General features: G+C 65.8%; 14 protein-coding genes and 1 tRNA gene. 10 read left to right on the forward strand and 5 right to left on the reverse strand.

Annotated features, from left to right (window positions below; all coding sequences use genetic code 11):
• Both BLQ62_RS00290 and BLQ62_RS00295 read left to right on the forward strand, forming a co-directional pair.
• A partial coding sequence (locus BLQ62_RS00290) for an ImmA/IrrE family metallo-endopeptidase (protein ID WP_425288337.1) occupies window positions 1–440 on the forward strand: 440 nt, incomplete at its 5' end.
• 20 nt (window positions 441–460) lie between these two features.
• Window positions 461–808, forward strand: a complete 348-nt coding sequence (locus BLQ62_RS00295) for a hypothetical protein (protein ID WP_068526275.1) — start codon at window positions 461–463, stop codon at window positions 806–808.
• A gap of 107 nt (window positions 809–915) precedes the next feature.
• On the opposite strand, the gene BLQ62_RS00300 is transcribed toward BLQ62_RS00295, so the two are convergent.
• Complete coding sequence (locus BLQ62_RS00300) at window positions 916–3,921, reverse strand: MMPL/RND family transporter (RefSeq protein ID WP_068526317.1); 3,006 nt, start codon at window positions 3,919–3,921, stop codon at window positions 916–918.
• Window positions 3,922–4,032: 111 nt separating this feature from the next.
• A complete protein-coding gene (locus BLQ62_RS00305) occupies window positions 4,033–4,647 on the reverse strand; it encodes a TetR/AcrR family transcriptional regulator (protein WP_068526274.1) in 615 nt (204 codons plus the stop codon).
• Window positions 4,648–4,740: 93 nt separating this feature from the next.
• Here BLQ62_RS00305 and BLQ62_RS00310 point away from each other — a divergent pair, with 93 nt between their 5' ends.
• On the forward strand, window positions 4,741–5,217 hold the full coding sequence (locus tag BLQ62_RS00310) for a PaaI family thioesterase (protein ID WP_068526273.1): 477 nt from the start codon (window positions 4,741–4,743) through the stop codon (window positions 5,215–5,217).
• Window positions 5,218–5,222: 5 nt separating this feature from the next.
• Here the strand turns inward: BLQ62_RS00310 and BLQ62_RS00315 are convergent, their stop codons facing one another.
• Window positions 5,223–6,248 (reverse strand): AraC family transcriptional regulator, encoded by a 1,026-nt coding sequence (locus BLQ62_RS00315; protein ID WP_068526272.1) that lies wholly within the window; start codon window positions 6,246–6,248, stop codon window positions 5,223–5,225.
• 99 nt (window positions 6,249–6,347) lie between these two features.
• Here BLQ62_RS00315 and BLQ62_RS00320 point away from each other — a divergent pair, with 99 nt between their 5' ends.
• The 5 genes from BLQ62_RS00320 to BLQ62_RS00340 all read left to right on the forward strand — a co-directional run bounded on the left by BLQ62_RS00320 (window position 6,348) and on the right by BLQ62_RS00340 (window position 11,083).
• Window positions 6,348–6,668: a 2Fe-2S iron-sulfur cluster-binding protein gene (locus BLQ62_RS00320; RefSeq protein ID WP_068526316.1), complete on the forward strand. Its 321-nt coding sequence runs from the start codon at window positions 6,348–6,350 to the stop codon at window positions 6,666–6,668.
• 26 nt (window positions 6,669–6,694) lie between these two features.
• Window positions 6,695–8,086: a cytochrome P450 gene (locus BLQ62_RS00325; RefSeq protein WP_068526271.1), complete on the forward strand. Its 1,392-nt coding sequence runs from the start codon at window positions 6,695–6,697 to the stop codon at window positions 8,084–8,086.
• On the forward strand, window positions 8,083–9,282 hold the full coding sequence (locus BLQ62_RS00330) for an NAD(P)/FAD-dependent oxidoreductase (RefSeq protein ID WP_068526270.1): 1,200 nt from the start codon (window positions 8,083–8,085) through the stop codon (window positions 9,280–9,282). Before BLQ62_RS00325 ends, BLQ62_RS00330 begins: the two co-directional genes overlap by 4 nt.
• The gene (locus tag BLQ62_RS00335; protein WP_068526269.1) at window positions 9,279–9,950 is read left to right on the forward strand and encodes a transglutaminase-like domain-containing protein; all 672 of its coding nucleotides are present in this window, start codon (window positions 9,279–9,281) and stop codon (window positions 9,948–9,950) included. Before BLQ62_RS00330 ends, BLQ62_RS00335 begins: the two co-directional genes overlap by 4 nt.
• A gap of 95 nt (window positions 9,951–10,045) precedes the next feature.
• Complete coding sequence (locus BLQ62_RS00340; RefSeq protein WP_074850301.1) at window positions 10,046–11,083, forward strand: BtrH N-terminal domain-containing protein; 1,038 nt, start codon at window positions 10,046–10,048, stop codon at window positions 11,081–11,083.
• 1,338 nt (window positions 11,084–12,421) lie between these two features.
• Here the strand turns inward: BLQ62_RS00340 and BLQ62_RS00345 are convergent.
• Window positions 12,422–12,494 (reverse strand) — tRNA-Ala (locus BLQ62_RS00345).
• A 55-nt stretch (window positions 12,495–12,549) separates the two neighbouring features.
• Here BLQ62_RS00345 and BLQ62_RS23115 point away from each other — a divergent pair.
• A complete protein-coding gene (locus BLQ62_RS23115; protein WP_139184098.1) occupies window positions 12,550–12,828 on the forward strand; it encodes a hypothetical protein in 279 nt (92 codons plus the stop codon).
• 107 nt (window positions 12,829–12,935) lie between these two features.
• Window positions 12,936–13,223, forward strand: coding sequence for a hypothetical protein (locus BLQ62_RS00350; RefSeq protein ID WP_139184099.1), 288 nt, complete (start codon window positions 12,936–12,938; stop codon window positions 13,221–13,223).
• Window positions 13,224–13,316: 93 nt separating this feature from the next.
• On the opposite strand, the gene BLQ62_RS00355 is transcribed toward BLQ62_RS00350, so the two are convergent.
• On the reverse strand, window positions 13,317–15,518 hold the full coding sequence (locus BLQ62_RS00355) for a hypothetical protein (RefSeq protein ID WP_139184100.1): 2,202 nt from the start codon (window positions 15,516–15,518) through the stop codon (window positions 13,317–13,319).
• Window positions 15,519–15,822: the final 304 nt, after the last annotated feature.

Below are 15,822 nucleotides of genomic sequence, written 5' to 3' on the forward strand. Positions count from 1 at the left end.
ACCCTGGTCAGCCCCACCGAAACGAGCGACGGGCAAATGTCTTCGCCGCCGAGTTCCTCGCCCCGGTCGACGACATCGGCCCGGCGCTGGACCGGGTCTCGACCCGGACCGTGCACGAGCTCGACGAGCTGCGCCTGGACTGGGGCGTGAGCGAGTCCTCGCTCGTTGTCCGAGCACGCGAGCGCGGCGTGCTCTCCGACCGGCAGTACCGGGCGATGTTCCGACTACTCAACGAAACCGGCCGGATGTACGGCACCCGGCCCGGTGTCCCGACCGAGACACCCGAGCTCGCCCGCGATGTTCTCGCCCAGCTCGCCACCGACGGATACAGCACCACCGAGCTCGACGCCCTGACACTGCTCACCGCCGGAGACCGCACCAGCCTGTTCGGCGCACCCGAGGGTGCCACCGCCGGCAGCCGTCACCTGACCGTCGTCTAACAGCGCGGGGGACGCCAGGGATGTCACGGTGGGGCTGGAACAGCAAGGACGCGGTCAAAGACCACCACTGGCGCGTCCCGCACGGGTCGAACAAGGCAGTGCAGGCCAAAGAGCAGGACGACGCCGCAGGCGGCCGCCACAACCGTGCCATCCGCACCGCACCGAACGCGCTGGGGCGGGTGGTCCTCCGGTGCCAGTACCGGCGCCTGTACGCGGAGCTGCGGTGGACCGATGCGACGAGGAAGCACGCCGAGTACCTCGGCGAGATGACCTGGCACAGCCGCGCCGACAACCTCGCCGCCGCCTGGCGCGAAGCACACGCCCGCGGTCTTACGACCAAGTCCTGCGACCGTCATCCAGTTATTTAATCTGTCGATCTTACGGTGTGCGTTATCAGATAGCGAGCTGGGTGTGGGGCGACGGGCCGCGTGCCGACCGTTATGTTTCGTCGTCATGCGGGCGCAGTGGATTCGGGTCACCCGTGTTTGCCTGGCCACCAGCTCGCTGGTCCGGCCAGGGTGGCGATTGCGGGTACGACGATCGTTCGGACGACGAAGGTGTCGAGGAGTAGTCCGACACCGATGATGAGGCCGACCTGGGTCATGATGGCGATCGAGCCGACCATCAGTCCGAACATGCTTGCCGCGAAGATGAGGCCGGCGGAGGTGATGACGGAGCCGGTGTTGGTGACGGTTCGTAGGACTCCGATGCGAATGCTGCGGTGGGATTCCTCACGCAGCCTGGAGATCAACAGCATGTTGTAGTCGGCGCCGACGGCGACGAGCACGATGAACGCGAGAAGCGGTACAGGCCAGGCAATCTCGGTGCGAAGGATGCATTGGAAGATCACCACCCCCACGCCGAGGGCTGCAGCGTAGTTCAGGATAACGGTTCCCAGCAGGTAAAGCGGTGCAATGAGCGCTCGGAGTAGTGCGATCAGGATGATGCCGACGATGATGAGGGTGGCCAGGGCGAGTAGCCGGAAATCGTGGCTGAGCAGGCGTTGCAGGTCGGCGTTGATGGCGGGGAATCCCGCTAGCGACACCGATGCGTTCTGCAGGGCGGTGTTGGGTCTCGCTGTCTGGGCTGCGGTGGTGATGGCGTTGGTGAGTTCAATCGCCTGGCTGCTGTAGGGATCGGCGTCGGTTTGGATGGCATAGCGCACTGTCCGCCCGTCTGGAGAGACGAATTGTGCAGCAACGTCGGAAAACTTTTGGTTGACGAACGCGTCAGGCGGTAGGTAGAAACCCGTGGCGGCGTCCGAGCCGCGGGTTTCGCGGGCGGTGGTCTGTAGTTGCGCGGCAAGGGTGGCCATCCCGGCGAACTGTTGCAGGTTGCTGTCGACGAGTGCGGCGACTCCCCCGGCAATCGCGCGGGAGCCAGCAGCGAGTTGACTCACCCCGTTCTGAAGCTGGGCGAGTTGTGCGGGGAGGTCGCGCGCGGTGACAGCACCCAGCGTTGTGTCCAATGTGTCCACTGCGGCGGTGAGTTGCGCGGTGATGGTGGTGATGGGTGTGCCGAGGTTGCCCAGTTGCCCGGAGAGAGCGCCGATTTGGAGGAGGAAGTTGGAATCCCGCAGTGTGCCCAGGGTCCGGAGTTGCTGTTGGACGGCGGCGCACTGAGGGATCGGGGCGCACCAGGGAGCGTTGTCGAGCAAGGGCCGCACGGCGGTCACGAGACTCAAGGCGTCGGATGCCTGCCTTGCCGCGGTGGCCAATTGCGGTGCCTGCCCAATGAGTTGGTCGAGTGCGGGTGCGGTTGTGCGGAGTTGACCGAGCAGTGGTCGGTATTGCTGGATCTGTTGTCCCGCGGTCGTGGCCTGGTCGAGAATTCGCAACAGCGGTGTCAGGTTGGCGCGGATCTGGCTGTCGAGCGTGGCAAGGCCGGTCGCGAGTTGGTCGGCGCCATCTCGAAGTTGGAACAGGTCGCCAGTGCGTGATCGGCCGTCACTGACTGCCGCGGCGAGTCGGTCACCGATCTGTCCGTTCTGCCACGACAGCTGGGCTTGTTCGAGGCGGCTGCCGGTGGGTCGGGTCACGCCGACAACCCGGGTCACTCCCGGGACTTGCGCGACGCGTGATGCCAGGTCGTCGAGGTCAGCCAGCCCTTTCGCGGTACGCATGTCGTTCGGGGATTGGATCACGAGGAATTCCGGGACGGTAGTGTTGGTCGGGAAGTGCCGGTCGAGCAGTGCGTAACCCTCGTTACTGTCAGTGGTGGCGGGTTGTCCGCTGCGGTCGTCGTAGGTGATGGTGATGCCCAACGCCACTGCGCCGAGGGCGAGCAGAGCGACGAGTGTCATAGCCAGTAGCGAGGCGGGGCGCCGTACGACGAGTACCGCGATGCGGTTCCAGTAGCGCCGCGTCAGGTCCGCGCGGGGTGCACCCCACCCGAGGTGGGAGGCGGCGTGCAGGACCGGCGGTAGCAGGGTGACCGTGGCGAGGAACCCGATGACGATCGCGATCGCACATGCCGGCCCGAGAGTGGAGAAGACGCTCAGTTTTCCGAACACCATCGCCAGGAACGCCAGGGCGACGGTTGCGGCGGAGGCGAGGATGACGCGCCCGATCGTAGCGGTGGCGTCGATGAGCGCAGGTGCGTGCTCGGCGCCCGACCGTAATCGCTCGTGGTAGCGGCTGATGAAGAAGACCGTGTAGTCGACGCCGGCACCGAGCAGGATCACCGTCATGAACGCGACGGTGAACTGTGAAACGGGCATTCCGAACTCGCCCAACGCTGACACCACACCGCGACCCACCCCGAGGCTGATCCCGATCACCAGCAGGGGTACGAGCGCGGTGAACAGCGACCGGTAGACCACCAGCAGGATGAACGCGATCAGCAGAACCGTGGCCATGGTGATCACCACAAGGTCCTTTTCGGCCGTGACGATCTGATCGCTGAAGGTGGCGGTGGGCCCGGTGACGTGTACGGTTGTACCGGTGCCGGAGAACGAATGATAGGCGAGGTCGCGCACGGAATCCAAGGCGCGAGTCGCGGCGGGGCCGCCCAGCGTTCCGGTCAGCCCCACCGGCAGGTACCAGGCCGTCCCGTCGCGGCTCACCGCCTGCGACGCCGTCGTCGGATCCCCCACCAGGTCACGGACGGAAGCGACATCGGCGGTGGCGCCACGAAGTTTCTGAACAAGCTCGTCGTAGCGTACGCGCACCGTCGGGGTGAGGCCGCCACGGTTCTCCATGGCGATGAAAACCGTTGTCTTGGCGCCTTTCTCCCCGAACGCCGTACCCATCCGGTCGAAAGCCTGAAATGACGGCACTCCCGCAGGGATCGGATCGACCGATTGTTGGCGCACGACTGTCTCGAGCTGCGGGAACGCCAGCGCCAGCACCACACCCACCGCGAGCCACGCGCCGACGACGACAACCTTGTGCGCTAGCGCGTACCGAGCCACCCGCGCAAGCGTGGCGCTGTATTCCGCGCGTTCTGACCGCGCGCCAGCCGATCGCCGGTGCACCACCATCAACACCACTCCTGCCGAAACGGAACTACCTGGATCGGTACGCTACATGATGTAGCGAAAAGCGGTGGCGCGGTCGCTCGTCTTCGGACTCGGCGTGGACCGTGCGAGCGGTCAGGGCATGCGGCGATGCGCCGTCAGGAAGTCGTCGACGATGCGGCGGCGGTCATCGGCGTCGACGGCCCGGATGCCGGTGATTTTGGCGAAGATCAGCGGTCCGACGAGCTGGGTGATGGCCAGGGTCAGGTCGAAATCGTCGAGCTCGTCGACGGCACTGGCACTGGTGAGCAATCGGTCGAACGGTTCGCGGTAGTGATCGACCACCCGCGCACGCAGTGGGGCCAGGGCGTTGCTCTGCTCGCCGGCCCGTTCGGGCACCATCGCCAACCACGCGACCGTGGTGACCTGCAGCGGCGCCTGTTCGATGACGTCCGCCTGACGATCCATCAACCGGATCAAGTCCTCGCGCACCGACCCCGAGAGTTCGTGGCGATCGGCCTGGGGCAGCAAACGCTCGAAGGCAGCGGCGACCAGGTCGGTGGTACTGCCAAAGTGCCGGTAGAGGGTTGTGCGGGCAACCCTGGACAAGCTGGTGACCGCCTCGACGGTGACAGCCTCCACTCCCCCTCTGCGCAGCAACACCGCCGTGGCGTCGAGTAGACGGTTCCTGGAACGAACCCGCCGCGGATCGACGTCGTCGAGGCCATCGATGCTCACCGCTACCCGCATTCTTCTCGCTGTTGGTCCACGTATGTGGCATCCTGCCAACGATACCGTCAGTAGCGGTCCGCTACCGGCACGAGCATCGATTCGAGGACTGTGATGTCAGCACCCAGCAGACTGCCCGCGCACTCCCCATCGTGCATGGGCTGCGGGCCGGAAAATGCCAGCGGCCTGCAGCTCGAGGTCTACCGCGACGAGGACCGAGTCTTTGCAGATCACTCCTTCACCGAAAAGCATTCCGGTGGACCAGGTCTGGCGCATGGAGGGGCCATCTCGGCCGCGTGCGACGACATCATGGGATTTACGCTGTGGATCGCCGGCACCCCGGCCGTCACGCGCACGTTGACGGTCAAGTACCGCCGACCGGTACCCCTCCACGTACCAGTACGCCTCACGGCGTGGATCGACGAGGACGCCGATCACACCCTGCACATCGGGGCGAGCGGGACCGTGGAGGGCGAGACCTACTTTTCCGCCACTAGCGAGTTCGTGAAAGTCGATCTCACGCACTTCGCGCGCTACGCCGACACCTCCACGGTAGACAGCTTTTTCGTCAATTTCCTCCGCGCGGACTGACCTGCTCAGATGCCCGGCGCTGCCCGCTGATTCGACGGTGCGCGGCGGAACTGAGTCGGGGAGCACCCGACCCACCGTGTAAATGCATGGGAGAAACTGGCGACCTCGGAGTACCCCAGTTCTGCGGCTATCTCGCCGACACTGATGCCGGGATCCAGCAGTCGCGCGGTGGCTCGTTCTTGGGCGAACTGCTGCCGCAGGCGACGCAGGGTGGTGCCCTCGGCGTGCAGGCGTCGCTTGAGTGTGCTCACCGATGTCGCCAGCTCCGCCGCGATACGAGCGCCGTCAGCGCGCGCAGGGTCAGCATCGAACTGTGCGCGGACCAGCTGCGTGTAGGAATTGGGCCTGCGCTGTTCGTAGACGCGTCGAAGCTCGGCGATACCGATCCGGTAGGCCACGGGGTCGGAGAAGCGGCACACGTCGTAGAGCACGGCAGCCGGTATATGCACGAACGCCGCGCGCGCGTCGAAAAGGATCCGATGGCCGATCTCACCCACGACGATCAGGTCTGCCGGCGCCTGGCATGTCAGATGAAGCTCCACGGAGGGGACGGCACCGGCGAGCATGTCCACCAACCGCAGGACAGCCAGACCACCGTAGGTGACGGCGAGACAATCGGTGCCGGGGCTATCTGTGCGCCCGGCCAGAGCGATCGTCAGTCCAGAGTCTCCGTGCTGGAACTCGGTGCTCAGCGCGGTCGATATCAGGGGCAAGAACCGAAGCAGTTGAACAACTTCGAGGACGGAACCCGCACTGACCAGCGGCAAACTGAGGGGGCCGAAAGAGGTCAGCTGGGCGTGCTCGGCGAACGCCACGCCCAACCGGAATCCCTGCTGGGCGTCCATCGCCGGATACACCTCGTGAAACCACCGGACAGGCACTTGGCCCTGTCGCGCAATGACGACCGCGAGATCGACGCCCTCGCGGGCCATGATGCGTCCGAACGCTCGCGTCTCCGCCGCGCCCAGGGCACCGCTGTCGAGGAGCTGCGCGAACGCTAGCGGCGGTATCCCCAACTCGACAAGGCTCACATGAGCCAATTTAACAAGACATCGCGACGTCCGAGCCTGGATCAAGCACATCTGCCGCGTGCACACTCACCTCTACGACCCACGAACAAGGAGGTGGCCATGGCCACGATCACTTACGTGACCCACGACGGCGAGGACTACCCCGCGCCGGTGACGCCCGGCAGGTCACTGATGCAGATTGCAGTCGACGAGGCGATACCGGGGATCGATGGCGACTGTGGCGGTGAGGCGGCATGCGGAACGTGCCACGTCGTCGTCGACAGCGCGTGGATCGACACCGTCGGACACAGCACAGACGTCGAAGAAGGCATGTTGAGTATGCACCCCGAACGTGAGGCCAACTCGCGACTGGCCTGCCAGATGACCGCCAACAACGAGTGGGACGGTCTGACCGTTCGCCTTCCCGAGTTCCAGTTGTGAACGTCTAAAGCGAAAGAGCAACATCTATGAGCATCTCAACTGCCCTCGCCGACAAAGCGCAGTCCATGATCCCGATCGATCTACAAATCCGTGGCGCCCACGTCTATGACAAGGCCCGCCGGATCGTCACCCGAACCGACGGCAAAAAGATCTTCACCGAGACCCCCATCCCGCCTGTCGAGGAAGTCGAACTCACCGACATCGATCTGAGCAACCCATTCCTCTACCGACAGGGCAGGTGGCGGTCCTACTTCGAGCGTGTGCGCAATGAGGCGCCCGTTCACTTCCAGCCCCGCAGTCCCTTCGGGCCGTTCTGGTCGGTCACTCGACATGCCGACATCATCGCTGTCGACAAGAACCACGACGCGTTCTCCGCCGAACCGTTCATCATCATCGGTCGGCCGCCCCGCTTCATGGACATCGCGATGTTCATCGCCATGGACCCGCCGCGGCACGACAAGCAGCGCGCCGCCGTCCAGGGAGTCGTCGCACCGAAGAACCTGCGCGAGATGGAGGGCCTCATCCGGTCGCGCGTCCGGGAAGTCCTCGACGAGCTACCGCTCGACGAACCGTTCGACTGGGTCCAGACCGTGTCGGTCGAACTGACCGCGCGGATGCTCGCGACATTGCTCGACTACCCCTACGAGCAGCGCCACAAACTCGTCCAGTGGTCGGATCTGGCCACGTCGATGGAGCAGGCCAACGGCGGACCATCAGACAACGACAAAGTTTTCCGCGAGATGGTCGCGATGGCACAGGGCTTGAGTGCGCTATGGCGAGACAAGGCCGCGCGGACCGCGGCAGGCGAGGAGCCTGGTTTCGACCTCATCACCATGCTGCAGAGCAACGAGGACACCAAAGACCTTCTCGACGACAGCCCCATGGAGTTCCTCGGGAACCTCGTGCTGCTGATCGTCGGCGGCAACGACACCACCCGCAACTCGATGAGCGGCGGAGTGCTGGCTCTCAACGAGTATCCCGACCAGTTCGAGAAACTCAAAGCCAATCCGGACCTGATCCCCAACGCGGTGTCGGAGATCATCCGGTGGCAAACCCCCCTGGCGTACATGCGCCGGGTCGCCAAGAAGGACGTGATGCTCAACGGTCAGTTCATCCGCAAAGGCGACAAAGTCGTCATGTGGTACGCCTCCGGCAACCGCGACGAGCGAGTGTTCGACCGCCCGGACGAGCTCATCATCGATCGGTCCAACGCTCGCAACCACATCGCGTTCGGTTTCGGCGTGCACCGTTGCATGGGAAACCGCCTGGCCGAATTGCAGTTGCGCATTCTCTGGGAAGAACTCCTCGAGCGCTTCGACGACATCGCGGTGGTCGGTGATCCGGAGTACGTGCAGTCCAACTTCGTTCGTGGGATCAGCAAGATGATGGTCCGTCTGACTCCCAAGCAGGAGACGTGAGCACTGATCGGGTCGTGATCGTCGGCGCAAGCCACGCCGGCGCACAGCTGGCGGCCAATTTGCGCAAGGAGAAGTGGGCTGGAGACATCCTGCTGATCGGCGACGAGGGCCGCCTGCCGTATCAGCGGCCGCCGCTGTCCAAGGCATACCTGGCCGGCGATTGCCATCTCGACGATGTCGCGATCCGAAGCCACCAGTTCTACGACAAGCAACGGATCCAGCTCGTCGACGGAACCGTAACCTCGATCGACCGTGCCGAACGAACCGTCACTCTCGGCAACAACGACGCGGTGTCCTACTCGAAGTTGGCCCTGTGCACCGGCGCTCGAGCTCGCGCACTGCCCGTCCCTGGGGCCGATCTGCCGGGCGTGCACTATCTGCGCACCGCCACCGACGTCGAGGCCATCCGCGCCGCCGCGGTCCCGGGTTCGCGGGTCGTCATTGTCGGCGGCGGGTACATCGGCCTGGAGACAGCGGCCTCGCTTCGAACCCTGGGTGTCGAAGTGACCGTCCTGGAGGCGGCAGGACGCGTACTCGAACGTGTCACGGCGCCCGTCGTGTCGGAATTCTTCGATCGAATTCACCGCGAGAAGGGTGTCGACGTACGGATCGACGCAATCGTCGAGGGGTTCCGCGGCGACAAACGAGTCGCCAGCGTTGTCCTCGCCGGTGGAGAAACGCTGGCCGCTGACCTGGTCATCGTCGGCGTCGGCGTCATTCCGAACACGGAGCTCGCAGCAGCTGCGGGCATCGACGTCGAAAACGGCATCCTCGTCGACGACCGCGCTCGTAGCAGCGATCCTGACATCGTCGCAGCCGGCGACTGCGCCAACCACCGAATCGAGCGGTACGGGAGACGTGTTCGTCTCGAGTGCGTGTCCGCAACAACCGAGCACGCCAAAATCGCGGCGGCCACAATCTGCGACAACACAACCGGTCGTGCCGCACTGCCGTGGTTCTGGTCCGACCAATACGACCTCAAACTCCAGATCGCCGGGCTCAACACCGGATACGACGAGGTGCTGGTCAGCGGCGACCCCGCCCATGGCCGCGACTTCACCTGCTACTATTTCTCCGCCGGAGAACTGATTGCAGCTGACTGCGTCAACAGACCCGCTGACTTCGTGAACGCCAAGCGCGCCATTGCACAACGAGCGCCGATCGTCAGGTCCGCATTGATCGGAGCGACCCCATGACCACATCACCGACAAACGCGGTCAGCCCGGCGGCGCTGACGGGTTCACGCTTCCTCGACATCGAGCACGCCACCGTCGCGACCTTCACACGCGAAGCCGTCGGCAACGCGACCACCGACAAAGACAAAGCTCGCCGCCTGTTCACCGCGGTACGCGACGCCATCCGCTACGACCCGTACACCGTCTCCAACGACCCAGAGCATTACCGGGCCAGCCACGTAATCGAATCCGGACGTGGATACTGCGTCCCCAAGGCCGTCGTGCTCACCGCCGCATTTCGCGCCGCCGGGATCCCAGCGCGGTTCGGCTTCGCCGACGTCCGTAACCACCTCCAAACGGGCACCCTACGTGAGCTGATGGGAACCGACGTCTTCGTCTATCACGGGTACAGCCACGTCTACATCGACGGACGGTGGCTCAAGGCAACACCCGCGTTCAACTCGGAACTGTGCGCACGGTTCGGAGTTGCCCCGATCGACTTCACCGGCGACAGCGACGCGTTGCTCCACGCTCACTCCGCGGACGGCTCAACACACATGGAGTACGTCCGCGAAAGAGGTACGTACAACGACCTGCCTCTCGACAACATCCTGGCGGCTCTCAAACAGGCCTATGGCCCTCTGATATTCACGCAGCGTGCGACGCCACTAGATGCATTCCACGCCTAACCCGACCTGCCTCAGTCGTCGGCCGGCAATCGACTCTACGAACAAGATCCGCACCGCCTCAACACAGGAGACTCGTGTCAGTGTCCGGCCCCTCGATGATCGACCCCTACCCGCACCGAATGGGCGGCCACTGTGGGTCCGGTGCGATGCGAGACCTCATGGAGTGGACCGGGCTCGGTTTCGACGGCCCACCCGATGAGGGCCTCGTCTTTGCCCTCGGCGGAGCCCTCTCCCTCACCTACATTCGATCAAGCGCGCTGATGCCACCCGTGTACTTGGTCGGACGAGGACCTGATTTTGAGGTGGACCTCCCCCGCCGTCTGGGCGGCACCGTCGAGGTGCTTGCCACCGACGACCCGGCCGAGGGTTGGGAGAACCTTCGTGGCGAGATCGATCAGGGCCGCCCTGCACTGGTCTGGGCGGAGATCGCAGAACTCCCCTATCTGCGGGTCCAGTTGCGCATGAGCCGCCACGACATCGTGGTAGTCGGCTACGACGAGACGCAAGGCATCGCGTACATCGCCGACAACGATCGCGAAGATCTTCAACGCGTCCCACTGGACGCACTCGCACGCGCGCGCCGCTCGACCTCCTTCCCGGAGCCAACCCGACACACGCAGTTTCGTATCAATTGGCCACAGACGCCGCCTTCAATTATCGAGGTGGCCGCACAGGCATTCGCGCAATCCGCAGCGAGCCTGAGCACCCCAGGCGCATCGACGATCGCCGGGCCCGCAGAACATGGGTCACACGGCCTCGACGCGGCCAGCGCTCTCGCATCCGACGTCTGCAGCTGGGGAGCCCTGTCCACCGACGACCTCGAGATGCACTTATTCAGCCTCGGCGCCTTCATCGAGAAAGCGGGGACCGGCGGTGGCCTCTTCCGCCGACTGCTGGCACAGGGCTGCGATGAAATCGCACGCCTCACCGGCGATCACGCAACCGCCATCCTTGCAGCCAACGCCCACCATGCGGCGACATCCTGGACTGCAGTCGCACGCGCAGCAGTACAGAAGGATCACGCCTCATCCGAGCGGCTCCGATCCGTCACAACCCTCGCGGCAGCTCTACCCGAGGCGGAAGCGACTCTGGAGGCGTCACTGCGAAAGGCCGCAGCATCCTTGTCAGGCTAACCGGGCCAGTCGCGGGAAGTCCGCGAGTAGGGCGCTAAGCAGGGCCGCCGCGTTCACACAACGCACGCAGGAGCACCACCGTGAGCAGGACGCCGGTTCCCGCTCACCTGGGTCCTGATCCGTCGTGGCGATCTGTCGACACGCTGCGAGCCATCGCCGTCGACGCCATAGACGGTGCGTCGGGGCGATGCGACGGACGACTGGCGGATCCGGTCGTACAAGTCCCCCATCGTGGACCGCGGCCGACGAGGCCGATGGCCAGGTGATGCTCGAACACGGCCTCGAGGGGCGTGGTTGCCAAGCGCCTGTCCTCGCGCTCTTACCGGCCCGGTGAGCGCTCCCCCCGACTGGATCAAGCAACCGTTGCGGGTCAGCGCAACGGTTGTGGTCCCCGGGGTGGATCGGGACACCGGGAGATCTCGAATCACTGCTCGCTCGCAGCAGTACACCCCGCCAGCGGGTGGCTATGTCAAGTTGGTCTGGCTCCAACCAGGGCGGTGTGATTTGGCCCCGACTGTAGGCGGGTGGCCGCGTTTGGTCGTAGGTTCGTGGATGTGGATGGGGAGGATGATCTGCAGATGCCTTCTCGGCGGACGGTCGTTGTCCCGTCAGGGTGGGATCGGGCTTCGGTGTGCGCGTATGCCGAGCATGTGATCGCTCGGGATACCGGGGCTTAGCAGTCATCTGTGGGTGCGGGTGAAGTTGCTTGAGGAGCAGCAGCTCGAGGATCTGACGTCGCGGTGGTCGGTGTCGTATGTGGTTCACCGGCACCGCAAGGCGTTGTCGATTGTCACCGATCCGACACAGTCAGGCCCGAGGGCGCCCTAACTTGGTTGTGGTGGTGTCGGCTGCGAGGGGATCGGTAGAGGCGGTGTTCGCCGTCTGAGTATCACGGGCATCGTCGTGGATGGCGCGCATGGGAGGATCGGTTTTGAGGCTGATTCCTCCACTGAGTAGCGGTGCGATATCGAGTGCTCTGACTAGGTTTTATGCGCTCTGGCAGATCAGGGCCTGTGAAGCGGCGGGGAGGACTTGGAGGTGTTCGCGGAGCACCGTCGACAAAACGCGGTGAAGACACAGAGCGCGGCGTCCAGGAACGCCTCACGTCGGCTTCGTCGGCGAACGTCGGCCTCCACACATCGATACGTACGCTGCGTCGGAGCCATGACGCCACAATAGTCACCCCGCGCACCCGCCACCATCACGGACTCGCCGGACCAGCCTCATGGCCAGTCAAGCATTTCGTCATCTGCTGGACCTCCCAACGCTCAGAACCCCCGGGGCCGGCGATCCGGGGGGGGCTCCTAGCTGACAGCAGTCAGAAACTCATCATATCTGTGGAGGCTAGGGGATTCGAACCCCTGACCCTCGCCTTGCAAAGGCGATGCTCTACCAACTGAGCTAAGCCCCCGTGTGTGGTTGTGCACCCGCTGCTGGGCACCGTCCCACCGCCAAACTACGACCTCGTGACGGACATGTCCACCACAGCATCCCTGCTGGTCAACCCCTTACCAAGCCTGTCAGCTGGAGATAAGATTCGCTCCGCGTGGACCGCCGACGCCGACGCGGAGGTCGACGCGGACGGTGCTGATGGCCACGCATCGCACCCGCTGCGGTCTCTCATGGCGGCCACGCAGGTCGCGCCCGCCGACCGACGCTCGGTCGTTGAGAACCCGTACGCGGTCACCGCGTTGGCCGTCAGCTCGACTGCGGTCCATCGCTCGGCCGACACCGTCGAGCGCTGACGCTCGCGGCGCCCTTTCCAGCTTCCGATCGTGCACCGTCGGGGTGCGCGACGGAGAACCGGCGGTGCGTAGTGGCATTGCCGAACAACATGATTGAGGACAAGTGCATGAATACTCTCATCTCACCCCGCAGGTCCCTCACCGCCGGCCTAGCTGCGGCGGCGATCGCGTTCGGCGGCGTAGCTGCCGCGGCGCTCTCCCCCGCGAGCGCGACGTCGCCGCAGCAGCCCTGTCCCGCCTCCGGCCTGGTGTACGTGTGCGGCAAGTACAACACCGAGGCTGAGTGCACGCAGGCGCTCAACGCCCGCAACGGCCTCATCGACGGGCGGGAGGCGTGGTGCTGGCCGCCGAGCGGCTCGCACAACCAGTGGGAACTCGTGGCGCCCCTCGCCTGATAGGCGATCCGCGCGCGCAGTCCCCCACAAGCGGCCCCGGGTATCACGCCCGGGGTCGCTTGTCGTTGGTGCCTGGCGACCAGGTCCTCCCGGTCAGGCTGCGGCATGCTGCTCCGCGTGGCGTTGTTGCCGTCTGGCAGCGATGTAGGCGTACGCGGCGCGGTGGTTCGGCCTACCGAGGCGGCCGCGTGGGTACGGCGGCAGATGAGCCGTCTCCGGGACCGGAGCCCCCACCTGCAGGGTGAGCTGCCCGTCGGCGATGAAGACGCGGCCGCGGTCGGTACTCCCCCGCTTCGGCGCGATCGCCCGAGCCGACGCCTGCTCCTCCGCGGAGCACCACCAGGCCCAGACCTCCCGCTCAACCGCGTACTGCTCCGCGCGCGTCGCTCCGATGCCGGCGGTGCCCATGGCCCGGGCGTAGGCATCGCGGGCGGCCGGATCTGCTCGGGCGATTCCCTCCGCTGTCACGTCAACCAGGCCGGCTGGGTGCAGCTGGTGCTCGAGCAGGTGCTCGACGAGCCGTGCTGGGAGTCCGGGGATCCAGATCGCGTCTATTGGGGTGGGATCCGCGGGCAGGTTCGCGTACACCCAAGCCGCCCGTGAGCCGAGGCCGCCGCGGTGGTCCGGGACGAAGCAGTCGTGGCGCGAGAGGTCCTGCACGAGGGCTAAGCGTTCTAGTGCCGCGGCGCGGCGAGCTGTCCCGGAGGCGAGGGGCGGTGCGGACGCCTCTCCCCCTTGGAGATCCCCCCGCGCCCCCCCAGTGGGTTGGTGTGACCGGTCGGAAATGATTTCCCTGTGGATATCGGTGGGCGGTGTATTTTTTTCGCTGGTCGCCGCCGATTCGTGCTCGGCCGCGGGCGGCTCGTAGTCGACGCCGTACGGGCACAGCTCCCACACCGCGGCGTTGGTGCTCTCGGCCTCGGCGACCATGGCGATCCAGCCGTCGCGCTCGAGGCGCAGGAGCGATAGGCGGGCGGACTCGCGGCCGCATCCGGTCTCCTCCGCGACGGTGCGGGTGGCGGCGGCGATGGTAAGCTTGTTCGCCCGGGCGGCGATCGTGCAGAGCGTGTGGAGGACCTTGCGGTCGATGCCGCCGAGGCGGGTCTTCCAGCGCCCGCAGCTCAACGCGGCACGGTGCTCGAGGTGGGCGATCGCGTCGGCCACAGCGCCGGCCTCGGCGTCGAAGCCTGGATCGTTCTCGTCAACCTCACGCGCGGCCGCGGCGCGCGCCGTGGAAGGCAGATCGCGAGTCGCGATGCGCGTGACGGCACGCTTCCAGTCGGCCGCCAAGACCGCGGTCGCCGACTGAGACCCTCCGACGGAGCGAGGGACGCGGCCCCCGTCGACGCGCACCGTCCGGACGTGCTCCATGCCCGGCAGCTCGGCGAGTTCGTCAACGACGTCGCGGAGCTTCCAGCTCGCGAGAGCGGCCGAGCAGAGCAACCGGAACACGACAGCAGAGCCGTCGTCGGCACCGAGGGGCTCGCGGGCGCGGTCGAGCTGGCGCTTGGGCAGCGGCCGCCGGCGCCCTTCGATCCACGGCGCACCGTCGTCGTCGACGGCGATCGGCAACGGCCCACCGCGGCGCAGCGGCGCCGGATCGAGATCGCCGGCAGTGCGTCGTTCCGCCGATGCCTCGGGAGCCTCGTCTGCCGACAGCCCCGCAGTGGTGGCCACCAACTCGTCAAGGCGGGTCATGAGCCGGTCGATCGCGGCCGCGGTAGTGGACGGGACGGTGAGCACCTCGATCGGGTGGCCACCGATCCACTCCGACCGCCCTCCACGCGGGTGCGGAGCGCCCGGAGGCCGAACGAGACCGTGCGTCGCGTTCGACAGCGGCGCGATATCCAGGGGTCCCTTCGCGCCGCCGAACGCAGCACGAGCCAGCCGCGCGAGCCGCCGCACCCTCTCCAACGGCAGGTGATCGCGCAGAGCCACCCACACATGCCGGCCTCCACCCGGCCCCGAAGCGCACACGCTGAACTCGATGCCGCAGTCGGTGAGTAGCTGCGCCATGCGGCGAGCCGCAGCATCGGCGCGCGCCGCATATTGGCGCTGCAGAGCCGGCGCCGGGGCATGGGCGTCGAAGTCGAACGCCAGCAGCGCGAACAGATGCCCGGCGCCGCGGTCCGTCGTCAGGTGGACCGCCCACGGCACCGTCGGCGCGGCGGCGCTGCATCGGTACTGCTGCTTGTAGCCCGTGCGCTGCGTCGCAGCATCGACGACGCCGTGCAGACGCACTGCCGAGCGCGGTGACAACCGACGTGTGAAGTCCCACGCCGTGTCCCCCGACACGCCGACAACATGCGTCACATCAGACGCAGGGGTAACACTCGATAGTCGATCGTCGCTGGTAGACGAGGTATGCGAGTGGGCATCCGCTCCAGACAGGTGCGGCGGCGCGCCCACACTCGCGGAGCTGCTTGCATCGTGCTCAGAGTGCGCGCTACCCTGAGACCAGTCCTCGGCGGACAATTGATCCCTTCGGGTGAATGCGGAGACGCATTCCGGGATCCAGAGCTGGTAACTCTGAGCCCGAGAAACTTCCGGAGATGCCCTCTTAGTTGGAGCTAAGGGGGCTTCTTTCGTTCCGGTGAAC

Source organism: Tsukamurella pulmonis, from assembly GCF_900103175.1.
GTDB classification, from domain to species: Bacteria; Actinomycetota; Actinomycetes; order Mycobacteriales; family Mycobacteriaceae; genus Tsukamurella; species Tsukamurella pulmonis.